This is a genomic window from Williamsia sp. z71, from assembly GCF_059553375.1.
Genome location: NZ_JCANWX010000002.1, coordinates 684,791 through 707,278, shown reverse-complemented (window position 1 = coordinate 707,278; position 22,488 = coordinate 684,791). Strand labels below are relative to the sequence as shown.

The window sequence follows — 22,488 nt, the reverse complement described above, 5'->3', positions numbered from 1 at the left end:
AGCCTACGACACCAACCGGTCTCACCACCGCCGAGTCCTACGACCGCAGATGTGCAAGTACCGCGAGCACGCGCCGATGTCCGGTATCCGATGCCGTCAGACCCAGCTTGGAAAAGATGTTGCCGATGTGTTTGCTCACCGCGGTGTCGGTGACAAAGAGTCTGCGGGCGATCTCGGCGTTCCCAACGCCTTCGGCCATCAGTTGGAGCACTTCGGATTCACGAGGCGTCAGCGACCGGATGGGGTCGTCGGCGCGGCGCCGACTCATCAACTGCGAGATCACCTCTGGGTCCATCACCGTGCCGCCGGCCACCACCCGCTGGAGCGCGTCGACGAACTCCTCCACCTTGCCGACCCGCTCCTTGAGCAGATACCCCACACCGGACGCACTGCCGGAGAGCAGTTCTCCGGCGTAGCGGTCCTCCACATAGGCAGAGAGTACGAGGACCGGGAAGTTCGGGACCCGCCGACGCGCCTCGATCGCGGCCTTCAGCCCCTCGTTGGTGAAGGTGGGTGGCATCCGCACATCCAGCACCGCGCCGTCAGGCGGGTCGGCGTCGAACGCGTCCAAGAACTGTTCGGCATCGGCGACCGCAGCGGTCACCTCGATGCCGACACTACGCAGCAAGAGCGCAAGTCCCTCGCGCAGCAGAGCGTCGTCTTCTGCGATCAGAATCCGCATGGCAGCTCCACTTCCAGTTTCGTCGGGCCGCCCGGCGGGCTGTCGAGCGTCATGGTTCCCTCGAATGCTGCCACGCGACGACGGATACCCCGCAATCCGCTGCCCACCGCCTCGTCGGCCCCGCCGCTGCCATCGTCGAGTACTTCGATGACCAGGACGTTGCCCGCCACACCGCTGCGGGTGCTGATTGTCAGATGCACGGTGTCGGCACCGCTGTGTTTGACCACGTTGGTCAACGCCTCGGCCACAACAAAATAGGCGGCGGCCTCGACCGCGGCGGGCGCGCGGTGCAAGTTCCGGGCGTCGAGCACGCAGGTCACCGAGCATCGTCCGGCCAGCGCAGCCACTGCGCCGTCAAGGCCCAGCTCATCAAGGATCGGCGGATAGATGTCATGGACGAGTGTTCTCAACTCCGACAAGGCGTCCGACGCGGCATCCTGCGCCCGGTGTAGTTGCGGAAGCGCTTGCTGCGGGTCCACCCGCAGGGACCGCTCGGCCAACCCCAACATCATGACAACCCCGACGAGCTTGTTCTGCGCACCGTCGTGCAGGTCCCGCTCGATGCGCCGCAACTCGGCCGAGTGCGCGTCGAGGGCCGCGGCGCGACTGGCGGTCAGAGCCGAAACCCGTTCGGACAGTTCGGTTTCACGTCCGGGCGCCAACAGCGATGTCGTCACCGCCGCGACCCCACGGGCCATAATCGGATTCAGCCACCAGGCCAGCACTGCGTACGCGACCCCGGCCAACAGCATCGCGGCCGCCAGCCACCACGACGTAACCGGGAACGGACTGCCCGCCGGAGAATCGGCGGGCATGGCCCACCAGTAGAAAGGAGACGACAGCGAGTCCAGCGCCGCCAGCGGCAAAGCCACGGCAACCACCCCGGCGACAAAGGCCCCAAAAGCATGCAGGACCAACCACGCAAGGTCGCGTCGCGTGGAAGGCGCCCACAGCATCTTCCGCACGTCGCCGAATCCGGCGGCCTCAACCATGGGCGGATACCGCTCTGGGATCACAGTTCCCGTGTACCGCCCCGTGCGCAGCCGCGCCCTGTCCACCCAGAGCCGCACCAGGCGCAAATAGAACGGCGCCACCAGCCACCCGACGATCAGGATCATCAGGGAAACGACGAACAGTCCGGCAATCACCAGCGCCAACGACACAACCGCCGACACACCTTCGACCATCAGATAGCGAGATGCCCGCCACCAATGTGCGGCCCGTTCGGTTCGCCTCATCGCTCCAGGATGCCGTACGGCGCGGCCGATGACGGTATAGCCCAGTACACCATCGACCGGTAGACAGCGGGATGGTTCAAGCCGCCACCGATTCATAACGTTGCTGTCATGACCTCTTACGCCCCGCTACATCCACCGGTCGCCGCGACACCGCAGCCGGCGATCCGGCTCGATGATGTCACCAAGACCTACGGATCCGGCCGCGATCAGGTGACCGCGCTGAACGCGGTGAACCTCACCCTGCCCGCGGGTGGTTTCACCGCGATCATGGGCCCTTCCGGTTCGGGCAAGAGCACTTTCTTGCACTGTGCCGCGGGTCTCGACCAACCCACCCGCGGCACAGTGTGGCTGGGCGACACCGAGATCAGCGCACTGAAGCCGCGCAAACTGACCACGTTTCGACGCGACCACGTCGGATTCGTGTTCCAGGCCTACAACCTCATGTCGGCGCTGACGGTGGAACAGAATGTGACGCTGCCCCTGCTGTTGGCCGGACGTACCGCCGACCGCACACATCTCGAACACGTCCTGGAGTCGGTGGGACTCGCCGGCATGCAGCGTCGTCGCCCGGCAGAACTGTCCGGCGGCCAGCAGCAGCGCGTCGCCATCGCGCGGGCACTGGTCAGCCGCCCCCGGGTGCTGTTCGCCGACGAACCGACCGGCGCCCTCGACGGCCGTACCGGTCAGCAGATCCTCACACTCCTGCGCGGCGCCGGCACGGAACACGGGCAGACGGTGGTGATGGTGACCCACGATCCGGTGTCCGCCGCCCACGCCGACCGGGTGTTGTTTCTCGCCGAGGGACGCTTCGCGGGTCAATTGCAAGCACCCACAGCAAGTGCCATCGCCCAGACACTGACCGACCTCGGGCAGTGGTGACCATGGCGAAGACCAACCTGGGCATCCTCGCCCGCGCCAACCTCCGCCGCCACCGCAACGGGTTTGTGGCGGTGTTCATCACGGTGTTCAGCGCCACGTTGCTCGTCTGTGCCCTCGGAGTCTTGTTCGAATCAGGTATTCGCGGCGGCGCGACACCCCATCGATTCGCCGGAACCGACGTTGTGGTGGGAGCACCACAGACACTCGACACCAAGGAAGACTTCGACCAGCCCTACATCGAGCGCGCCCTACTGCCCTCCTCCGCCGTCGATGAGCTGAAGAGCCTGCCTGACGTACGTTCGGCGGTCGGTGATGTCAGTGTCCCGCTCTCCGACGACAGCGGACGACAGTTCGATGCCCACGGATGGTCCTCGGCCGCCCTGGCACCGTTCAGCCTGACGGCGGGACATCCACCGACCGGTCCGAGCGAGGTGGTGACAACTGACCCTTCGACCCTCGGCGACCGTGTTACCCTGCGCCACGGTGGAATCGGGAGCGACTACACCGTGGTGGGTGTCGCCGCCGCACCAACCCCCGAAACCGCGACCCGTCCGGCGACAGTATTTTTGGAAGACGCACGTGCGCAGCAGCTCTGGCCGCATCCGGGTTCGGTGGCCGTGATCGGCGTTCTCGGTCATGACGGAGTCAGCTCGTCGGCGCTGGCCTCGCAGGTTCACGCCGAACTCGACGATCTCGATGTCACCACCTACATCGACGATGCCCGCGCCGACGCCGAATTCCTTGATGTCGGGGCAGCTCGCGGCGAACTGGTGGTTCTGACCGCTGCGCTTGCCGGCGTGACACTGATGATCGCCGTGTTCGTGGTCTCGAGCACTGTGTCGCTGTCCATTTCGCAACGCCGCCGCGACTTCGCCCTATTGCGATCCATGGGCGCCGCACCACGGCAGATTCACAAGCTCATCGGATCCGAGGTGTGGGTCATCGCCGGCACCGCGGCGGTGTTGGGCGTCATCCCCGGATACCTGCTCGCCCAGGTGATTCGCAAGCAGTTTGCCGGGGCGGGAATACTCCCCGCCGACTTCGGCCTGGCCATCAGCCCACTTCCCGCCCTGGCCGCCATCGCCACCGCCGTGATCACTGCCCGACTCGCCGCCGCGATCTCGGCACGTCGTCCGGCCCGGCTCGACGCGATCGAGGCCCTCCGCGAGTCGGCAGCCGAACCCGACGCGATCAGCCGGGCCCGCACCATCTGTGGCCTCCTCATCGGCCTCGGTGGTGTGGTGACCGCGTTCTCACCGGTTGTTGTCCCCGGACCGGATGCGCTTGCCGGTGCCGGCGTCTCGGTGCTGCTGTTCATCATCGCGTTGGCAGTTCTCGGACCGACACTGGCCTCCGAGGCACTGCGCCTCATCGGTGGCCCCATGCGCCGCAGCCGCTCTGCCGCCGCGATGCTCGCCGCCATCAATCTCGATGCCCACGGACGTCGGCTCGCAACAGCGATCACGCCCCTGGCTTTGGTCATCGCTTTCGGGTCGGTCCAACTGGGAAGCCAGAGCACGATGACCGCAGCGGCTGCCCAACAGGTCGAACAAGGAATGAAGGCAGACCTGGTGGTCACCGGGTCGGGAGGTGTCGAGCCGACACTGATCAGCACGATCGCATCGATCGACTCCGTCGAAGCTGCCAATCCGGTCACCCGCAGCCAGGCCTTCTACACCCCCACCAGAGCCGAAGCACCGACCACCGCGGTCTACACCGTCCTGGGCATCGATCCAGAGCAGGCAGCCACCACCCTCGATCTCGATGTCCAGCGCGGCGCACTGACCGAACTGCAAACCGGGACAGTCGCACTCAGCGAGGACGCCGCAGCGACCATGGACGCCGAAGTCGGCGACACCGTGGCACTGAGGTTGGGGGAAGGCACGATCATCACGCCCACCATCATCGCCACCTACGTCCGCGGATTGGGTTTCGGTGACATCGCGCTCCCCGATCAGCAGGTCCGCGAACACACCACCACCGGACTCGTCGGCCACATAGCGGTTTCGGTCGCAGCAGAGCGGATCGACGAGACCCGCTCTGCCATCGAATCGATCGGCGGACTCACGGTCAACGACAGCAACGGTTTCGGCGTCGCGGACCGGCAGGAGCAGCGATCACAAGACGCGGTGAATGTTGTTGCGCTGTCGATACTTCTCGGGTTCCTGTCCATCGCGGTCGTCAACACACTGGTGCTGATGACCTCCGAGCGCCGCCGCGAGTTCGCCCTGTTTCGCATGATCGGCGCACAAACAGGGCAGGTCCGCGGGATGGTTCGCTGGGAAGCGCTGGTTGCCGTCGGGGTCGCGGTGGTCGCCGGGACGATCATCGCGTACCCACCGCTGGTCGGAATCGCAATCGCACTGCCGGGCATATCCTTTCCCAGCCTCTCGCCCACTTCTTACGGGTTCATCGTCGGCGTCACCAGCCTTCTTGGTTTCGGCGCGATCACCGGTACCGCTTGGAAAGTGTTCCACCACAATCCGGTCGATTCCCTCGGGTCCCAGGAATGAACTATCTCCGGCCCACCATCACGTCAGCACTGTACTTTCACCGGCGAGCGCGAAATGACCGTTATGCCCGATCAAGTCCGGCGTCAATTCACCCAGTCCAGCCCGATGACAGTACTCACATCGCTAGCCTGAACCAATGGACACCCCGTTGCTCGTCCTGGAGATCGCCGTATTGCCGGCCGGCGCGGATGAGGAGAACACTCGATGACGGCGCCGACACGACCCGCGTACCTGCAGGGACCAAACATCGCCCTGGTCCTCGTCGGCGGCGCCATCGGAGCAGGCGCTCGCGAGGGCCTTTCGCTGGGCGTTCCCGACCTCGACGGTGTCCCGGTCGTGATCACGGTGGTGAACGTGGTGGGCGCCTTCCTACTCGGTTATCTCTATGAGGCGCTCACACGCACTGATCCCGGCCCGGCGCGGACCTCACAGCTCAAACTGTTGCTCGGCACCGGATTCTGCGGCGGTTTCACCACATACAGCTCGCTGGCGACGGACACCGCCGTGTTGATCGACCACACGCGGTGGGGTATGGCAGTGGTCTATGCGCTCGGCACCGTCCTCATCGGCGCGGCCGCGACCATCGCAGGCATCGCCGCGGGTGCGAGGCTTCATGAAGCACGCGGCGCAGACGGGGAGCAGCGGTCATGACTTTCTGGCTGTTCCTGTTGCTGGCTTTTGCCGGCGGCGTGGGTGCGGTGACGCGGTACGTCTTCGACGGATTCCTCCACTCCAAGATCAACTCGAAATTCCCGTGGCCCACCGCGATCATCAACATGACCGGCTCGCTCGTCCTCGGCTTCCTCACCGGCCTGATCGCGAGCAGGATTGCCTCGACGGATGTGGGAGCCGTGATCGGGACGGGATTCCTCGGCGGTTACACAACATTCAGCACGGCAAGCTACGAGACGGTGCAGCTCGTCCGCGACAAGCGTTACGGCCTCACCCTCGCGTACGGTCTCGGCGTGCTGGTGGTGTGTGTGGCGCTGGCTTTCGCCGGATATCGCTGGGGTGCTTCGCTATAGCGTTCGGGCATCAACGTTCAGGTGCGGCGCATCGCGGGTATGAACGCTGCGATCACCAGTAGCACCCAGGTGGTCAGGATGTAGGGCCAGGTGTAGTGCGGACCGCCGTAGTGTTCGGTCATGAGCAGCGTGACCACCGCCGTCACCACCGTTCCCACTGCGGCGTACACCCACGAGATCACGGTGCTCTGCAAGAACGTGACCGCCAGTGCAATCGCGGTCAGCACACCGGAATAACCGGCGAGCCCCTCTGCGATGGTGCTGGAGGTCTCGCCGAGCGCCATCGCGGACAACGTACCGATCACGCTGCCCATCACCGCGGCGAGCCCGACCTTCCAGGACGCGACGAAGAGTCCCAGCAGGATGAGCGCCCCGCTCCAGACACTGTTGACCAGAACGACTTCGGAAACGTTCGTCAGCAGCGACCGCAATATCGAATCACCCGTACCGTCGGCGACATGGTGGGGCGCGGCCTTCTCGTGGATGCTCTTGGTGACGACGAACATGACGCCGGCGGTGGCGCAGAAGGGCGCCGTCGTCGAGGGCAGGTTGAAGCGGGCAAGGGGTTTTGACGCAAAGATCCACACCACGCCCCAGGTGACGGGCGCACACACGATGCCGGCGATCGCGGTCACCAGGTAGGACCAGCCCTGATCACCCAACGCGGTGTAGACCGCAGCGCCGATCAGCGCCCCGTTGAAACCCTGCATCCCCATCCGGACGTTGTCGGCGCCCACCCTCATCAGGGCTCCGGCGACGGTGTTGCACACCGTACCGATGACGACGAGCACGGCCATCTGCCAATCGGCGACCAGGAACCCGAGAAGGATCAGCAGGCCACACCAGATGTTGCTCTGGAAGAAGATCTCAGACACGCCACGGGGCAACGTCGCCGACGCCTCAACCCATCTGTTCGGTGGTGCCGCTGCTGTTGTACTGCTCGTCGACATGTCATCTCCCTGGTTCTTCGGTCGGGTCGTGTGACGGGACGCCCCCGGCCTTCATCGCACTGTCACGATTTTCGGATTGTCGGCGCCTCTCTCCCGGTGAGCAGCAGACGTAGGGAACTCCAGGCGATCGTGTTGGCGCGCAGGATGGCCCGCGTGTCGTCCCCCAGCATCCGCACCCACACGCCGGTGTCCCCGGGGAGTGCGCTGACCCCGAAGACGACACCCTCCTCGGCCGATGGTGACAGGACGTCGTGCAGGAGGTTGCTGATCTCGGAAACCGTTGCGCACGGAGTGAACACGTAGAGCATCGAGAGCACGTCGTGGTCGGCCAGGACCGCCAGACCGCCCGTGTCCTCGTCGACCGGGGTCAGTCGCACCCGGTCGAGCGCGACCATGGCCCCGCCCGGACGACGGACCTCGAAGTCGGATGCGAGCGCGGTGTACCGATGTCGCTCGTCGCGCGCCAGACGTCCGGCGATGAGCGTCTCACCGGCGATGAGGGTGGCCGTCGGTGCCAACGTCACCCGGGTGCGCTGATACAGGCGGGCACCCTCGAACGCGATGACGGGATCGGGAAGAAGCTCGACGTACGCGTCGGCACCCACATCCAGGTTCATCTGTGCGACCGCGTAGTCATGCTCCATCCGTAGGACTTTCGTGTATGCAGCAGTAGTCAGATAGGCCGACGTGTCGTCACCGAAGACGAGATCGGTTCGGAGCCGGTCGCCCTGCATGACCCCGGCCCCGGTGGACATGAGGTAGGTGTAGGGCATGTCGGGCCGGGCGAGGTCGTAGTACAGCGGCCGCATGATCTGCAGGGGCGACTTCTGGTAATGCCCGACAAGTTCCGTGCCGCGTTCGTTCCGGCCGAATTCCAACTCCAACAAACCGACCTTGCCCGGACTCCCGGTCGGCAATGTGTCCGGTACCCCGGCAAGAAGTGCGATCTCACGCGGAACGCGGTCCGGTTGGTAGTACTTGGGGTCGAGTCGATGCCCGCCGTACCGTGCCGGCTGCGCGCCCGCGGGTGGGACGACGGAGATTCCGGCGGTCCGTCCGGTGCCAGGGGGCGGGTCGGTGTCGGCCGCCCGGACTGTCTCCGCGCTCACCGGGACATCGCAGCGGGACGGGCATTCCAGAGCGCGAGGATGTGATCCTGCAACTCATCGACGCCCTCCCCCGTCAGCGAATTGGTCAGGACCACGGGCTTGCCGTCACGCACCCGCCACGCATCGGACTCCATCACCTCGATGTTCGTCCGGACGTATTGCGCGATGTCGACTTTGTTGATCACGAGGATGTCCGACTCGGTGATACCCGGGCCCCGTTTGCGCGGCATCTTCTCCCCTTCGGACGTATCGAGCACGAAGACGAAGACATCCGCGAGCAAGGGCGAGTACGTGAGCGTCAGATTGTCCCCGCCCGACTCATACACCAGGGTGTCGACCTCCGGGAAGCGCTCGAGCATCTCGGCACCCGCGGCGAGGTTCATGGTGGGGTCATCGCGCACAGCGGTGTGCGGACATGCACCGGTCTCGACACCGACCACACGTTCGGGGTCCAGGACCCCGGCGAGCTCACGGCGCACGTGCTGGGCGTCCTCTTGCGTATAGATGTCGTTTGTGATGACCGCCGGCTGCCGGCCCGCGGCAATGAGCCGCGGCACAAGGGCTTCGGCAAGCGCCGTCTTGCCCGAACCCACCGGCCCACCGATCCCGATTCGCAAAACACTGCCGCTCATTCGATCACCTCATCTTTTCTCTCATTGGTATCCGGGAAGCATGTCGGCTTCTCAGCTCGCGAAGAGCCGTGCGTCCGCGCGCTCATGCTGGGCAGACATGGCATCTGCCATCGGTACGCATCCCCCCATGTCCTCGAGCTCGCGGCCCATCGCCTCGGCTGCGGCCTGCGCGATCACCGGACCGATCGCGCGCAACCCGACCTGCATCTGCAGATGGTCGGTGAGCCGGAGCCGCAGCGCCGCACCGAGAAAGCTCACCGAGAACGCGAACATGTCCGACGCGACGGCCCTTTCGGTACTCACCCCGGCTGCGGCATAGGCCACTGCGGTCGCGACCGGCTGGCACCCCGGGGTCCGCTTGGATGCGATGGCCCGTTTCCACTGCTCGAGTTCCGCTCCCCCGATTGCCGTGAGGGCGACGTCCGTCAGTTGGTGACCGCTGCGCACCGATGCCCTGCGCATCTCCGCGTTGAGCTTGGCGGAGAACAACATCTCATCCACGAGGTACACACGGTCCCAGTCGTTTTCACGGACCGCCTCGTGTGCTCGAGCGAGTGCCGTGGCATCACCCGGACCGACGGAATGGAGCAGCAGCCCCCGCAAGAGCCCTTCGACGCCGTCCTTGTCGACCGCGTGAGCCTGCGCGAACCCCTCCAGGCCGTGCGACATCGTGTAGAAGCCGCTGGGGAACGCGGAGTCCGAGAGTTGCAGACTGACGAGCAGATCGCCCACATCGGTCGACGTCATATCGGTTTCCTCAGGCAAGGAAGAAGAGCTGGCTCATCGGCAAGGTCTGTGCCGGGTCGATGTGGGCGGGCTTTCCGTCGAACGTCACCTTGTACGTCTCGGGGTCAACGTCGATCAGCGGCGTCTTGTCATTGTGGACCATGTGCGCCTTGCCGATTCCACGACAACGCTTCACGGGCAACACCTGACTTTCGAGCCCGAGTTTCTCCGGCACCCCGAGGTCGATGGCCGCCTGCGACATGAAACTGACCCGCGTGCTCTGACGCGCCTTGCCGTATCCGCCCCACATCGGGCGGTAGAGCACCGGCTGGGGGGTGGGCAGCGAGGCATTCGGATCGCCCATGACCGCCCAGTTGATGAAGCCGCCCTTGATGACAAGCCGCGGCTTCACCGCGAAGGAGTCGACATTCCACAACACGATGTCGGCGATCTTGCCGGCCTCGAGCGAACCGATGTAGTCCGAAACCCCCTGCGTGATGGCAGGATTGATGGTCACCTTCGCCAGATAACGCAGGACCCGGAAATTATCGTGGCCGTCGGAGTCCTCGGGAAGTGGCCCACGCTTGTCCTTGTTGTGGTGGGCGGTCTGGAACGCGCGAGTCACCGATTCACCTATACGTCCCATCGCCTGGGAGTCGGAGGAGAACATCGACAGGACACCTTCGTCGTGGAGCACCGTCTCGGCCGAGATCGTCTCGGCGCGCACCCGCGAGTCGGCGAACGCGACATCTTCGGGGATGTCATGCGAGAGGTGATGGCAGACCATCACCATGTCGAGCAGCTCGTCGACCGAGTTGACGGTGTACGGCAGCGTCGGATTGGTCGACGACGGAAGGACATTGGGGTGACTGGCGATCTTCATCAGGTCCGGCGCGTGGCCGCCGCCGGCGCCCTCGGTGTGGTACGTGTGGATCGTCCGTCCGTCGATCGCCGAGATCGTGTCCTCGACAAAGCCCGCCTCGTTGAGACTGTCGGTGTGGATCGAGACCTGGATGTCGTAGTCATCGGCCACGGACAAGGCATTTCGGATCACGGCCGGAGTCGCTCCGAAGTCCTCATGAACCTTCAGCGATGACGCGCCGGCCTTGATCTGCTCGATGAGCGCCTCCGGCAGCGACCCGTTGCCCTTACCGTGGATACCCATGTTCACACCGACATCCTCTGCTGCCTCGAGCAGACGGTGAAGATTCCAGATACCGGGTGTGGTGGTGACGCCGTTGGTTCCATCAGTGGGCCCGGTGCCACCTCCGAACAGGGTGGTGATGCCGTTCGACAGCGCGGCGTCCGCCTGCTGCGGCGAGATGTAGTGCACGTGGGTGTCGATGGCACCGGCGGTCGCGATGCAGTGCTCACCTGCGAGCAATTCAGTTCCGGGGCCGACCACGAGACGCGGGTCGACACCGCTCTGCAGGTGCGGGTTACCGGATTTGCCGATCCCGGCGATCTTTCCGTCCTTGACGCCGATGTCACCTTTGACGACGCCGAGGATCGGGTCGAGGATGATCGCATTCGTGATCACCAGATCCAGCACACCCTGTGGGCCGGTCGCCGCGGGGTCGGCGGCCATGCCGTCGCGGGCGGTCTTACCACCGCCGTACACGACCTCGTCGCCGTAATAGCCCTCGCTGTAGTCCTTTTCGATCTCGATGACCAGGTTCGAGTCGGCCAGATGTACCCGGTCTCCGGTCGTCGGGCCGAAGAGATCGGTGTACTGCTTGCGCGAGATGATGGCCATCAGTTTTTCCCCTTCTTCTCGGACGCATTGCCCGATTTCGGTACGCCGTTCTTGAATTCACCCTCGGCCAGCCGCGCAAGCGCGTCGAGCCGCGTCTGCTTCGCGTCGAGGCTGCCGTTGACGAGTCCGTTGAAACCCACGACCCGGCGCGACCCGGAGTAGGACGTGAGCGTCACATCCCGGGTGTCGCCCGGCTCGATCCGCACACCGGTACCGGCCGGGATGTCGAGATGCATCCCGTAGGCCTTTTCGCGCTCGAACAGCAACGCACGGTTGACCTCGAAGAAGTGGAAATGTGAACCGATCTGCACTGCGCGATCGCCGGTGTTGCTCACCGGGATGGTGACACTCTGGTGGCCGGCATTGATCTCGATGTCTTCGTCCTGGTGGTGATACTTGGGGCTGCCCAGCATGGGGTTGATCCCTCCACTATTTATGTGGGCGCCGCGATCTGCGTCGCCGATGATGACTCAGTGAGGCGAGGTCAGGACCTCGTCGTCAAACGGACTGCCGCTGCCCGGCGCCTCGTGCGGGTGCGGATGCTGATGTGTGTGATGCCCGGATCCGTCGTCCTCGAACCCGTGCGAGTGGGCATAACCATGGCCGTGATCGGCGACCAGGCCGGCGGCGATCCCGTCTCGTCCGTGACTGAGCTCGTGCCGCGCGGCGGCCACCCGTCGCCGGACGACATCGAGAAGCGCCTGCTCGGAGAGCAACGGCCCGAAGAAGCTCGCGTGGTCGGAAGGCAGCCCGGCAGGCGCGGTCCTGGCAAAGCCCGCCGGGACGACAACCACCTCCTCGGTACCGAGCAACCGCGACCGATCGATGGCGCGGGTCAGCTCGTCGTTTTCCCCGACGCAGGCCACCTCGACGTGGATTCCGGTGCCATGCGTGCGCACGAGATGGGCGATGCGGTGCAACTCGGCATCATCAAACGGATTCGACGCCGGCGCGGCGATGATCAAGCCCGCGCCCGATCGCTGCCGTGCCGTATCCGCGGCGGCTCGACGGAGCCATGCGATCAGGTGATCGGCCGTCCCGAACTCCGCACACAGCGCGATCCGACCTACATCGCCCTCGGCGGCGCACCACCGGAGAGTCTTCGCGGTCTCTGCCACCATGACCGGATCCCGACCCCAGGTCATCGGCAGGACCATCACGGGACCCGCATCGTCTGCCAGGAGTTCGGTCACCGCGTCGTGTAGCGGACGCCCCGACGGGGTGATCACCGCGCCGGGCAACACATCGAGCAGTGGAATCAGATCGGCGCCGTGCGCGCTCTCGTGGCCGCCGACCAGAACGGTGACCACTGCGTCCTGTCGCACGGCCGGCATGGTTAAGCGCCCACGGGGTCGTGGCACGAAACCAGTTTGCTGCCGTCCACAAACGTCGCCTCGACCTGCAGCAGGGATAGCCGCGCCCGCACACCGGGCATGCAGTCGGCCTCCGACACCACGTGCTTGCCCAGTTCCATGCACTCGGCAACCGATTTGCCGTCGCGGGCCGCTTCCAGGATCGCTTCCGAGACCATGGCCTGCGCCTCGCTCAGATTCAGCTTGGTGCCGCGGTCGCGTCGCCTACGCGCGAGTTCTGCAACCTGGTAGATAACGAGTTTGTCCATCTCGCGTGGAGTCAGATTCATGGCCTCGACGACCTTCCTGCTGTTACGGCCCGCATCCTGAAAAAGCGCTGACCTCGGAGTGCAGTACTTCGGACACTATTCCAAGTACAACCAACCCTCAAGACTTTCGAAGAATTGCCGCGTCGGTGATGCGCACCGGCCGACCGCACCCGAAGACGAATTGGATATCAGCACAGACCATGGCCCGAACAACAGGAATCTGGCTGGGCCGCAATAGAATTCGAATACCGGTCAAAATTGGACATTTCGGCTCCATCCCCACTCGGCCAATGGGGATTTACACAACCATGCTCCCCGGCCGACGCCATGTTTACATATGTCCGAATTCTGGTCCCGGTCTGTTAGGACCGCTATTTAAACCGTTTGCCGATGCGAGAACTGGCAGGCATGTTCGTGCGCGACCGGGACTTCTGATGGCACAAAAGAACCCAGGCGCCCCGTGCGTGCATTTGTGCACACACAGGACGCCTGGGTTGGTTTCGAGAGGCCCCCGGAGCGAGGGCCGGCCTACTTCTTGCCGGCCACCAGATCCAGTGCGATGTCGGTGATCAGGTCTTCCTGACCACCGACGAGTCCGCGGGCGCCGACTTCGAGCAGCACCGCGCGAGTGTCGAGTCCGTATTGTTTCGCCGCGGCTTCGGCATGACGCAAGAAGCTCGAGTACACGCCGGCGTAGCCGAGTGTGAGTGTCTCGCGGTCGACCTGCACCGGCCGGTCCTGCAACGGGCGGACGATGTCGTCGGCAGCGTCCTGCAACCCGAACAGGTCGCAACCGTGCTTCCAGCCCTCGATGTCCGCGACAGCGATGAAGGGCTCGATCGGGCAGTTGCCTGCTCCGGCACCGTGTCCGGCGAGCGACGCGTCGACGCGGGTCACGCCTTCTTCAACTGCCACAACCGAATTGGCCACCGACAGCGAGAGGTTCTGGTGCGCGTGAATACCGATCTGGGTGTTCTCATCGAGCACATCCCGGTATGCACGGACCCGCTGCCGAACACCATCCATCGTCAACCGGCCACCGGAGTCGGTGACGTAGACACAGTGCGCACCATACGATTCCATCAGCTTCGCCTGCTGCGCCAACGCGGCCGGCTCGGAGAGATGCGACATCATCAAGAATCCGGACACATCCATCCCGAGTTCACGCGCCTTGGCGATGTGCTGAGCCGCCACATCGGCTTCGGTGCAATGGGTCGCGACCCGAACCGACGTCACGCCGAGGTTGAACGCACGTTCGAGTTCGACAACGGTACCGACACCGGGCAGCAGCAACGTCGTCAGCTTGGCCCGGTGAACAACCGATGCCGCGGCTTCGATCCACTCCCAGTCGGTGTTGCTGCCTGCGCCATAGGTCAGGCTGTGCCCGGCGAGCCCGTCGCCGTGGGCGACCTCGATCGCGTCGACACCCGCCCGATCGAGAGCGCCGGCGATCCGGGCCACGTTTTCGGGTGAGATGCGGTGCCGACTGGCGTGCATGCCGTCCCGCAGGGTCACGTCCTGGATGTACAGGGCCGCGCCATCGACCACGGAAGCTCTGTTGTCAGTTGTCATCGGGCCATCTCCACTGTTGAGTCGTTGAGTTTCGTTTCGGCGATGCGTTCGGCCACCTGCAGTGCCGCCGAGGTCATGATGTCGAGGTTGCCTGCGTAGGCCGGCAGGTAGTGAGCAGCACCCTCGACCTCGAGGAACACCGACACCTTCCACAGACCCGGGCCGACATCGTCGCCACCGGTCAGGGTGGCGACGGACTCCGCGTCATCGAGCTGGGTGAACTGGACCTCCTGCTTGAGGCGGTATCCGGGGACGTAGGCCGACACCTTCGCAACCATGTCGAGCACCGATTGACGGATCGCGTCCTGATCGGGGTTGGTCACCAGCGTGAGCACGGTGTCACGCATGATCAGCGGCGGGTCGGCCGGATTCAGCACGATGATCGCCTTGCCGTAGGCGGCGCCGCCGACCATTTTGATTGCTTCAGAGGTGGTTTCGGTGAACTCGTCGATATTCGCCCGGGTTCCGGGTCCGGCCGACTTCGAGGCGATCGAGGCCACGATCTCGGCGTAGTGAACCTTGGTCACAGCGGACACAGCCGCCACGATCGGAATCGTGGCCTGCCCACCGCAGGTGACCATGTTCACGTCCGGTGCATCCAGGTGCTCTTCGAGGTTGACCGCGGGCACCACGTAGGGACCGATCGCGGCCGGGGTGAGGTCGATGAGACGTTTTCCGTACGGGCGCAACGCTTCTTCGTTGGCGACGTGCGCCTTGGCGGACGTCGAGTCGAAGATGATCTCGATGTCGTCGAAGTCCGGGTGGTCGATGAGGCCCTGTACGCCGGTGTGGACGGTGCTGATGCCCATCCGCTTGGCGCGAGCGAGTCCGTCGGATTCCGGGTCGATGCCGACCAGGACCGCGATCTCGACATTCTTGGCCACCCGCTTGAGTTTGATGACCAGATCGGTCCCGATGTTGCCCGATCCGATGATCGCGGCCTTGATTGTGCTCATTGTGTTCTGCTTTCGGATGGGTTGGTCAGGCACTGAAAACTGCGGTTGCGCTGCCGATGCCGGAAATTGTCGTGACGTAGGTGGAACCGGGCACTGCCGGGACCATCGGTCCCAGGGCGCCGGAGAGGACAACGTCCCCCGCGTAGAGCACGGTGCCGTATTCGATCGCGGTGTTCGCCAGCCAGGCGAGGGCATTCCATGGACTTCCCAGGCAATCCGAGCCCTTGCCCTGTGAGACCTGTACTCCGTTCTCGGACATGGTCATCTCGACGGCGGCCAGGTCCGGCACATTGTTCCGGTCACACCGATCGCCCAGGACATACAGTCCCGACGAGGCGTTGTCGGCCACGGTGTCGGCGAGCCTGATGTCCCACCCGGCGATACGGCTGTCGACGATCTCGAACGAGGCATAGACGTCCGAGACATACTGCGGTGCTTCGGCTTCGGTGATCGGTGCGGTGATGTCCCGGGACAGCACAAAGGCGATCTCCGCCTCGACCTTGGGCTGCAGCAGACGGTTCGAATCGATCTCGGCGTCACCGGTGCAGTCCATGTCGTCGAGCAACACCCCGAAATCGGGCTGGTCGACACCGAGTTGCTTCTGCACCGCCGGCGAAGTCAGTCCGGTCTTACGTCCGACGATACGGCGACCCGAGGCCACCAGTGCCTCGATGTTCAAGGTCTGGACCCGATAGGCCGCTTCGATGTCGTCGCTTCCGATCAGGTCGCGCACCGGCTCGCACGGTGTACCCGTACGAGTCGCGGTGGCCAGCCGCTCGGCCGCAGCCTCGATCACGTTCACTTGCGTTGTCATGTGGACGAACCTATTGCTCAACCGAACCACTGACTAGGATTCATCCCATGTCACGGGATGGAAATATGTCGCAGCTCGAAAAGTCGGCGCTTCTGCTCGATTCGTTCCCCGGCGGGACCGCGCTCACGCTCGCCGAAGTCTGCACGCGCACCGGTATCCCCCGCTCGACCACCCATCGGTTACTGGTCGAGCTGGCCGACCTGGGTTGGATCCAGCGCACCGGTAACAAGTTCGAACTGGGTATGACGCTGTTCGAGCTCGGTGAGCGGGTCTCGGTCAAACACCGGCTCCGGGTGGCGGCCATGCCCTTCATGCAGGATCTGTTCGCGGTCACCGAGCAGACCATCCACCTCGCCGTCCGCGATCAGTACGACGTGGTCTACATCGAGAAGCTGCACGGACACACCGCTCAACCCCTGCCCTCACAAGTCGGCGGCAGGCTGCCCCTCACCTGCACCGCGGTGGGTAAGGCGCTCCTGGCATTCGAATCCGCGGAGTTCCAGGCGGAGGTGCTCTCGCGGCCGTTGCGGCGCTACACCGCGAACTCGATCACCGATCCGCGGACACTCGACCGCGAGCTGGCCGCTATCCGCGCGCGAGGTGTCGCGCTCGAACGCGAAGAAGCGGCGGAAGGCAGCTGCTGTGTCGCGGCCACCGTGCTGATCCGCGACGAACCCATCGCATCGTTGTCGGTGTCCGTGCCCAAAGAGCGGTTCAAACCCGAACTCCTGGCTCCCGCCGTCCAGACGGCATCGCTCGCACTGGGTCGACTGTTGTCCCGCGCCGGAGCACACGGTCAGAACTAGCCGGTTCACCGAAGGTCGTCTAATCGCTGCCGAACGGGACCAACCTTGTTAATGTGTTCCAACCCACAGTGCAGGGTCGGCGCTGTGATTCCCCTCCTCGACAGGAGCCAAGCGTGCTGAGTCGTCGCCAGTTCTTCACCAGGGCCGGTGCGGTCGGCGTGAGCCTGACCGCCGCAGTCACCCTCCCCGGCGCCATGTCAAAAATGCGGGTCTACGCCAATTCCCTTCCACCCGTGCGGGATACGATCAATGGCATCCTTTCCTTCATCGTCCCGGGCAATGACCCCTACTCTCGCGCGCAGGGTATGGCGACAGATCGGCCGGGCGGGGTGTCCCCGGGCATTCCCGAATCGCTGGAGAAGACGCTCGACCGGGCGGTCCCGGTCCCCGTCCTCGGGCCGGCTTTCGGGATCACACTTCCGGGTGCCGCTGCGATAGCCGCACTGATCAACATCTTCGCGGTGACACTCAATCCGGGTTCGGCGCGTGGCCAATTCGCCGCTCCGTTCGCGAACCTCTCGCACCGGGAAAAGGCCCAGGTCTTCGAGATGCTGGACACCAACCCGCTGTTACCAGGTTTGCCGATCAAGTTCGCGGTCAATGCAATACCCACTCTCGCAGCGTTCGCGGCCTATTCGGAGGTCTCCGCCTTCGATGCCGGCAACAAGCGACTGACCGGACGCCCGGTCGGCTGGGAGCTGAGCAAGTACGAGGGCGTGAGTGACGGCTGGGACGAGTTCCGCGGTTATTACCAAGGGGTCACAGCCATCGATTGACGGATCTGTATGAGGGGGAATCGATGACAGACATCATTGTGATAGGTGCCGGGGGCGGCGGGCCCGTGGTGGCGAAGGAACTCGCTGCCCGGGGTCTGGATGTGCTCGTCCTGGAAGCCGGTCCACGGCATGCCGATCCGGAGAATCAGTGGACACACTTCGAAGACGACGCCAACAATCCGATCACCGGCTTCCTGCGCGAGGGTCCCGGCGACCGATCCAAGGGACCCTGGTTGCGAGACCTGCCGCAGAGTTCGTTCGTCTGGCAGGTCAGCGGCGCCGGCGGCACCACCCTGCACTATTTCGGCAACTGCCCCCGATCGGCACCCGGCGTGTTCAACGACTACACCGGGGCCGACCGGAACATGTACGACACGGCGCACCTGTTCCCTTTCGGTTACGAAGAGCTCCGGCCCTACTACGAGTGGTGTGAGGCAACACTTCCGATTCAGACCGCCCCGATGGGTGCCAAAGAAGAGGTCTTCCTGCGCGGGGCCGCCGCCATGGGCCTGCCGCACCAGACCTCACTCGACACCACCGGACCGGCGCACCGGGCCCAGCAGAACGCGATCCTGCAGCCCGGTGGCACGGCGGGCCGCACCCGCGACCCGAACCGGCTGCGCTACCCCGAAGCACAGGGATGCACCATGTGCGGCCACTGTTACGAGGGTTGTTACCTCCCCAAAGGTGCGCCTCGCAACCTCAAAGCCCGTCGCTCCACCGACAATTCATACATTCCGATGATGCTCACCGCCGACGCGTGGTCCCGTGGGGGCAAGGCAGCCAGGCTCATCACCGACGCGTTCGTGACCAGGATCCTGACCCACGACGTGAACGGTGAGACCACCGCTCATGGCGTCCAGTTCCGGACCGTGGACGGGTCGATCCACGAGGAGACCGCGAAGGTGGTCGTTCTGGCCGCAGGCTGTGTCGAGTCTCCGCGACTGTGGCTGCAGTCCCTGCTCCCCAACCCGAACGGTTGGGTGGGTCGGGGGATCACCGACCACCACATGGACTGTGTCTTCGGTGTATTCGACGAATACACCGGCCAGACGAAAGGCGCAGGATCCAACGCCCGTGTGGACTTCCCGGGCTATGGCGGCATCGAACAGATCTGCCTACCGCCGGCCCTGCAGGCGTACGCGATGAACTTCAGCGACTCGGGCATCCAAGGCCACGGTCGCGCCGGCAGTGTGGTCGATTCCGCGGGCGCCGACACCTATGGCCGCCTGGTCGGCCGCGATCTGCTCACCACCCTGGGCGACGCCAACAGAACGCTTGCCGCGCTGGTCATCACTGACGACGACGTCGAGCCCGGCAACACCGTCTCGGTACCCGGCATCCTCCCCCCGGACGAGAACGGCCTGGCGCCGCGCGTCACCATGCAACATCGCAACCGGTCGGCCCGGACCAAACGGAACAGGAAGTACTGCACCGAGAAGGCGGTGGAACTCATGCGGGCCGCAGGCGCCCACACAGTCCACCGGTGCGACTGGCCCCCGCTCATCCTGCATTCACAGTCGAGCATGCGCATGGGCGAGGACCCCAACACGTCGGTGCTCGCCTCCGATGCCCAGGCCAGATGGGTCAAACGTCTCTACATCGCCGACAACTCGGCGTTGGCCAATTCCCTCGGTGGCCCCAATCCAACCCTGACGACCCAGGCGATCGGCACGCGTACGGCGGAAAAGATCTTCCAGACCTACTTCGGCGGGGACAATTGGGTGACGAAGGAGTCCCCGGTGACGTCTATCGACGATCGCGTCACCGAGGCGGTCGTCGCCCGCAACCTGTAGCCCGCGATTTGCGGACAGGCTTGAAAGCGATCCCGCCGGGGTACCCGGACTGCGGTACGCACGAGTCGTCGGTGGAGAGGGTTTTCATGTCTGAAGAGAACACGCGCGAAAACGAACGCGACCTGGCAAACCTCGACATCGAAAAGCCCAAAACCCACGCGGCCGGGCCGACCGCGGTCGCCGTGTCCATGAAGCGCGCGCTCGGCCACATGGGGCCCGTCCGGACTGCGAAGACCCTGCTGAAGCTGAATCAGACCGAGGGCTTCGACTGCATGAGTTGCGCCTGGCCCGACCCCGATCCGGGACACCGGCATACTGCCGAGTTCTGTGAGAACGGTGCGAAGGCCGTGGCGGAAGAAGGCACGACCACTCGCGCGACGCCGGCCTTCTTCGCCGAACACAGCATCGATGATCTGAACGGTCGCACCGAGCATTGGCTCGGGCAGCAGGGCCGGATCACCCACCCGATGGTCAAACGGCCCGGCGGAACCCACTACGAACCCATCGACTGGGACGACGCGTTCGCACTCATCGCCGAGGAGTTGAACGGACTGGCCACACCGGACGAGGCCACGTTCTACACATCGGGGCGGGCGTCGAACGAATCGGCCTTTGTGTACCAGCTGTTCGCCCGCGCCTTCGGCACCAACAACATGCCCGACTGCTCGAACATGTGCCACGAGTCCACGTCGATCGCCCTGCAGGAATCCATCGGCATCGGTAAGGCGAGCGTCACCCTCGACGACGTCTACCAGGCCGAACTGATCGTCATCGCCGGGCAGAATCCCGGCACCAACCATCCCCGGATGCTCTCGGCGCTCGAGAAGGCCAAGCAGAACGGGGCCAAGATCCTGTCCATCAATCCCCTCCGTGAGGCCGGATCGGTCAACTTCAAGAACCCCCAGACACCCCGCGGCGTCGTGGGACCCGGTACCGACCTGACCGACATGCATCTGCCCATCGCGCTGAACGGCGACCTCGCCCTGTTCCAGGCCTTCGGCTCGCTGCTCGTCGAATGGGATGCCCTCGACCATGAGTTCATCGACGAGCACACCGCCGGATTCGACGCCTGGCGCGATCACGTCCGAAACGTGGACTGGGATGTGGTCACCGCCACCACCGGACTGTCCCGGGAACAGATCACCGGTGCCGCCGAACTCCTGCGTGACTCGAAGGCCACCGTGTTCTGCTGGGCGATGGGCCTGACCCAGCATCGCAACGCGGTCGCGACCATCAAGGAACTCACCAATGTTGCCTTCGCACAGGGCAACATCGGCAAGCCCGGCGCAGGCCTGTTTCCGGTCCGCGGACATTCCAACGTCCAGGGCGACCGGACGATGGGTATCTGGGAACGCGTACCGGAGCATTTTCTCGACGCACTTTCGCGAGAGTTCGGCTTCGACCCGCCGCGCGAGCACGGACTGGACACCGTCGACTCCATCCGGGCGATGCGGGACGGCAAAGTCCACTTCTTCCTCGGCCTCGGCGGCAACTTCGCTCAGGCGACCCCCGACAGCGATGTCACCGCCGAGGCACTGCGCAATGCCCGGATGACCGTCCAGATCTCCACGAAGATCAACCGCTCCCACCTCGTCTGCGGACACACCGCTCTCATCCTGCCCACCCTGGGCCGGACCGAGCAGGACATCCAGGCCAGTGGCCCCCAGTACATCTCGGTCGAGGACTCGACCTGTTCGGTGCATTCGTCACGGGGTCCGCTGACCCCGGCCAGTCCACACCTGCGGTCCGAGGTCGCCATCATCACCGGGATCGCCGAAGCCACCCTCGGTGATCGGCACGGCATCGACTGGGCCGCGATGCGCGATGACTACCGCAACATCCGGGCCCACATCTCCCGGGTGGTCCCCGGATGTGAGGGATACGAGGTCAACGTCCGCAGGCCGGGCGGGTTCATCCTCCCCCACCCGCCCCGGGACTCCCGCACGTTCGAGACAGACTCGGGCCGTGGAGAGTTCGCGGTGTCCCCGATCGACGTTCTGCAGGTTCCCGCCAATCATCTGATCCTGCAGACGCTGCGTAGCCACGACCAGTTCAACACGACCATCTACGGTTTCAGTGACCGGTACCGAGGTATCGAGGGCGGTCGACGGGTGATCTTCGCGCATCGCGAGGACATCTCCGCCCTCGGCTATCGCGACGGGGACATCGTCGACATCGTCACCCGCTGGGACGACGACGACCAGCTGCGCTGCGCACCCTCTTTTCGGATCGTGGAGTACGCCACCCCGCGGGGCAGTGCGGCGGCGTACTACCCGGAGACCAACCCTCTCGTACCACTGGACTCCACCGCGCTCAAGAGCAACTGTCCGACGTCGAAATCGATCATCGTATCGCTGGTACCGGCGGGCCAAGGCCGCGTCGAGTCCCACACCGGCAGTCAGCAGGCGACCGGATCCGACTGGGATCACAAAACGCATCCACAACCACATCACCTGAGCTGACACCCACAGTCGCGCCGGACCCCGACGATCACGTGAGCCCCGAGTCGCCGACCTGACCTGACCAGGCCAGGCTTACAAATGTGAAATCTGGGTATACAGCGTCAGCGGCGCTGACGCCGCATTTTCGATGATCTTGTGGGCCCACACCCCCGACAAGAAGACCATGCTAGGAGTC

The 22,488-nt window shown here is 64.7% G+C and carries 21 protein-coding genes; 8 read left to right on the top strand and 13 right to left on the bottom strand.

The window, feature by feature from the left end; translation table 11 throughout:
* Positions 1-37: 37 nt before the first annotated feature.
* Together AC51GR_RS07430 and AC51GR_RS07425 are read right to left on the bottom strand one after the other, a co-directional pair.
* The gene (locus AC51GR_RS07430; RefSeq protein WP_496323945.1) at positions 38-682 is read right to left on the bottom strand and encodes a LuxR C-terminal-related transcriptional regulator; all 645 of its coding nucleotides are present in this window, start codon (positions 680-682) and stop codon (positions 38-40) included.
* The gene (locus AC51GR_RS07425) at positions 670-1,920 is read right to left on the bottom strand and encodes a sensor histidine kinase (RefSeq protein ID WP_496323944.1); all 1,251 of its coding nucleotides are present in this window, start codon (positions 1,918-1,920) and stop codon (positions 670-672) included. Before AC51GR_RS07425 ends, AC51GR_RS07430 begins: the two co-directional genes overlap by 13 nt.
* A gap of 108 nt (positions 1,921-2,028) precedes the next feature.
* Here AC51GR_RS07425 and AC51GR_RS07420 point away from each other — a divergent pair, with 108 nt between their 5' ends.
* The 4 genes from AC51GR_RS07420 (at position 2,029) to crcB (ending at position 6,337) form a co-directional block, all read left to right on the top strand.
* Positions 2,029-2,799 carry an ABC transporter ATP-binding protein gene (locus AC51GR_RS07420; protein WP_496323943.1) on the top strand — a complete coding sequence of 257 codons (771 nt, stop codon included), beginning with the start codon at positions 2,029-2,031 and terminating at the stop codon, positions 2,797-2,799.
* A gap of 2 nt (positions 2,800-2,801) precedes the next feature.
* Positions 2,802-5,312: an FtsX-like permease family protein gene (locus tag AC51GR_RS07415; RefSeq protein ID WP_496323942.1), complete on the top strand. Its 2,511-nt coding sequence runs from the start codon at positions 2,802-2,804 to the stop codon at positions 5,310-5,312.
* Positions 5,313-5,516: 204 nt separating this feature from the next.
* Complete coding sequence (locus tag AC51GR_RS07410) at positions 5,517-5,963, top strand: fluoride efflux transporter FluC (RefSeq protein ID WP_496323941.1); 447 nt, start codon at positions 5,517-5,519, stop codon at positions 5,961-5,963.
* Positions 5,960-6,337 carry a fluoride efflux transporter CrcB gene (crcB, locus tag AC51GR_RS07405; protein ID WP_496323940.1) on the top strand — a complete coding sequence of 126 codons (378 nt, stop codon included), beginning with the start codon at positions 5,960-5,962 and terminating at the stop codon, positions 6,335-6,337. Before AC51GR_RS07410 ends, crcB begins: the two co-directional genes overlap by 4 nt.
* A 17-nt stretch (positions 6,338-6,354) precedes the next feature.
* Here crcB and AC51GR_RS07400 read toward each other — a convergent pair whose 3' ends face one another.
* The 11 genes from AC51GR_RS07400 to AC51GR_RS07350 all read right to left on the bottom strand — a co-directional run bounded on the left by AC51GR_RS07400 (position 6,355) and on the right by AC51GR_RS07350 (position 16,473).
* Entirely contained in the window at positions 6,355-7,287 is a 933-nt protein-coding gene (locus tag AC51GR_RS07400) for an urea transporter (RefSeq protein WP_496323939.1), read from the bottom strand.
* A gap of 62 nt (positions 7,288-7,349) precedes the next feature.
* On the bottom strand, positions 7,350-8,396 hold the full coding sequence (locus AC51GR_RS07395) for an urease accessory protein UreD (protein WP_496323938.1): 1,047 nt from the start codon (positions 8,394-8,396) through the stop codon (positions 7,350-7,352).
* Positions 8,393-9,028: an urease accessory protein UreG gene (gene ureG / locus AC51GR_RS07390; protein WP_496323937.1), complete on the bottom strand. Its 636-nt coding sequence runs from the start codon at positions 9,026-9,028 to the stop codon at positions 8,393-8,395. The genes AC51GR_RS07395 and ureG overlap by 4 nt, the downstream gene beginning before the upstream one ends.
* A 51-nt stretch (positions 9,029-9,079) precedes the next feature.
* The gene (locus AC51GR_RS07385) at positions 9,080-9,775 is read right to left on the bottom strand and encodes an urease accessory protein UreF (RefSeq protein WP_496323936.1); all 696 of its coding nucleotides are present in this window, start codon (positions 9,773-9,775) and stop codon (positions 9,080-9,082) included.
* A 10-nt stretch (positions 9,776-9,785) separates the two neighbouring features.
* Positions 9,786-11,510: an urease subunit alpha gene (ureC, locus tag AC51GR_RS07380; protein WP_496323935.1), complete on the bottom strand. Its 1,725-nt coding sequence runs from the start codon at positions 11,508-11,510 to the stop codon at positions 9,786-9,788.
* A complete protein-coding gene (locus tag AC51GR_RS07375; protein ID WP_496323934.1) occupies positions 11,510-11,923 on the bottom strand; it encodes an urease subunit beta in 414 nt (137 codons plus the stop codon). The genes ureC and AC51GR_RS07375 overlap by 1 nt, the downstream gene beginning before the upstream one ends.
* 57 nt (positions 11,924-11,980) lie before the next feature.
* The gene (locus tag AC51GR_RS07370) at positions 11,981-12,835 is read right to left on the bottom strand and encodes a sirohydrochlorin chelatase (RefSeq protein WP_496323933.1); all 855 of its coding nucleotides are present in this window, start codon (positions 12,833-12,835) and stop codon (positions 11,981-11,983) included.
* Between the two features lie 11 nt (positions 12,836-12,846).
* Positions 12,847-13,152 carry an urease subunit gamma gene (ureA, locus tag AC51GR_RS07365; RefSeq protein WP_496323932.1) on the bottom strand — a complete coding sequence of 102 codons (306 nt, stop codon included), beginning with the start codon at positions 13,150-13,152 and terminating at the stop codon, positions 12,847-12,849.
* Between the two features lie 507 nt (positions 13,153-13,659).
* On the bottom strand, positions 13,660-14,703 hold the full coding sequence (gene dmpG / locus AC51GR_RS07360) for a 4-hydroxy-2-oxovalerate aldolase (protein WP_496323931.1): 1,044 nt from the start codon (positions 14,701-14,703) through the stop codon (positions 13,660-13,662).
* The gene (locus AC51GR_RS07355; RefSeq protein WP_496323930.1) at positions 14,700-15,659 is read right to left on the bottom strand and encodes an acetaldehyde dehydrogenase (acetylating); all 960 of its coding nucleotides are present in this window, start codon (positions 15,657-15,659) and stop codon (positions 14,700-14,702) included. The genes dmpG and AC51GR_RS07355 overlap by 4 nt, the downstream gene beginning before the upstream one ends.
* A gap of 25 nt (positions 15,660-15,684) precedes the next feature.
* The gene (locus AC51GR_RS07350) at positions 15,685-16,473 is read right to left on the bottom strand and encodes a 2-keto-4-pentenoate hydratase (RefSeq protein ID WP_496323929.1); all 789 of its coding nucleotides are present in this window, start codon (positions 16,471-16,473) and stop codon (positions 15,685-15,687) included.
* Between the two features lie 47 nt (positions 16,474-16,520).
* On the opposite strand from AC51GR_RS07350, the gene AC51GR_RS07345 reads away from it, so the two are divergent.
* From AC51GR_RS07345 to AC51GR_RS07330, 4 genes are all read left to right on the top strand, one after another.
* Positions 16,521-17,279, top strand: coding sequence for an IclR family transcriptional regulator (locus tag AC51GR_RS07345; protein ID WP_496323928.1), 759 nt, complete (start codon positions 16,521-16,523; stop codon positions 17,277-17,279).
* A 113-nt stretch (positions 17,280-17,392) separates the two neighbouring features.
* Complete coding sequence (locus tag AC51GR_RS07340; RefSeq protein ID WP_496323927.1) at positions 17,393-18,055, top strand: hypothetical protein; 663 nt, start codon at positions 17,393-17,395, stop codon at positions 18,053-18,055.
* Between the two features lie 23 nt (positions 18,056-18,078).
* Positions 18,079-19,851: a GMC family oxidoreductase N-terminal domain-containing protein gene (locus AC51GR_RS07335; RefSeq protein WP_496323926.1), complete on the top strand. Its 1,773-nt coding sequence runs from the start codon at positions 18,079-18,081 to the stop codon at positions 19,849-19,851.
* 86 nt (positions 19,852-19,937) lie between these two features.
* The gene (locus tag AC51GR_RS07330) at positions 19,938-22,313 is read left to right on the top strand and encodes an FdhF/YdeP family oxidoreductase (RefSeq protein WP_496323925.1); all 2,376 of its coding nucleotides are present in this window, start codon (positions 19,938-19,940) and stop codon (positions 22,311-22,313) included.
* Positions 22,314-22,488 lie beyond the last annotated feature (175 nt).

What these genes read in the sequence shown, in the direction of transcription:
- AC51GR_RS07430 (WP_496323945.1), bottom strand. Translation starts at nt 682, where the DNA reads ATGCGGATTCTGATCGCAGAAGACGACGCTCTGCTGCGCGAGGGACTT.
- AC51GR_RS07425 (WP_496323944.1), bottom strand. Translation starts at nt 1,920, where the DNA reads ATGAGGCGAACCGAACGGGCCGCACATTGGTGGCGGGCATCTCGCTAT.
- AC51GR_RS07420 (WP_496323943.1), top strand. Translation starts at nt 2,029, where the DNA reads ATGACCTCTTACGCCCCGCTACATCCACCGGTCGCCGCGACACCGCAG.
- AC51GR_RS07415 (WP_496323942.1), top strand. Translation starts at nt 2,802, where the DNA reads ATGGCGAAGACCAACCTGGGCATCCTCGCCCGCGCCAACCTCCGCCGC.
- AC51GR_RS07410 (WP_496323941.1), top strand. Translation starts at nt 5,517, where the DNA reads ATGACGGCGCCGACACGACCCGCGTACCTGCAGGGACCAAACATCGCC.
- crcB (WP_496323940.1), top strand. Translation starts at nt 5,960, where the DNA reads ATGACTTTCTGGCTGTTCCTGTTGCTGGCTTTTGCCGGCGGCGTGGGT.
- AC51GR_RS07400 (WP_496323939.1), bottom strand. Translation starts at nt 7,287, where the DNA reads ATGTCGACGAGCAGTACAACAGCAGCGGCACCACCGAACAGATGGGTT.
- ureG (WP_496323937.1), bottom strand. Translation starts at nt 9,028, where the DNA reads ATGAGCGGCAGTGTTTTGCGAATCGGGATCGGTGGGCCGGTGGGTTCG.
- AC51GR_RS07385 (WP_496323936.1), bottom strand. Translation starts at nt 9,775, where the DNA reads ATGACGTCGACCGATGTGGGCGATCTGCTCGTCAGTCTGCAACTCTCG.
- ureC (WP_496323935.1), bottom strand. Translation starts at nt 11,510, where the DNA reads ATGGCCATCATCTCGCGCAAGCAGTACACCGATCTCTTCGGCCCGACG.
- AC51GR_RS07375 (WP_496323934.1), bottom strand. Translation starts at nt 11,923, where the DNA reads ATGCTGGGCAGCCCCAAGTATCACCACCAGGACGAAGACATCGAGATC.
- ureA (WP_496323932.1), bottom strand. Translation starts at nt 13,152, where the DNA reads ATGAATCTGACTCCACGCGAGATGGACAAACTCGTTATCTACCAGGTT.
- dmpG (WP_496323931.1), bottom strand. Translation starts at nt 14,703, where the DNA reads ATGACAACTGACAACAGAGCTTCCGTGGTCGATGGCGCGGCCCTGTAC.
- AC51GR_RS07355 (WP_496323930.1), bottom strand. Translation starts at nt 15,659, where the DNA reads ATGAGCACAATCAAGGCCGCGATCATCGGATCGGGCAACATCGGGACC.
- AC51GR_RS07350 (WP_496323929.1), bottom strand. Translation starts at nt 16,473, where the DNA reads ATGACAACGCAAGTGAACGTGATCGAGGCTGCGGCCGAGCGGCTGGCC.
- AC51GR_RS07345 (WP_496323928.1), top strand. Translation starts at nt 16,521, where the DNA reads ATGTCACGGGATGGAAATATGTCGCAGCTCGAAAAGTCGGCGCTTCTG.
- AC51GR_RS07335 (WP_496323926.1), top strand. Translation starts at nt 18,079, where the DNA reads ATGACAGACATCATTGTGATAGGTGCCGGGGGCGGCGGGCCCGTGGTG.
- AC51GR_RS07330 (WP_496323925.1), top strand. Translation starts at nt 19,938, where the DNA reads ATGTCTGAAGAGAACACGCGCGAAAACGAACGCGACCTGGCAAACCTC.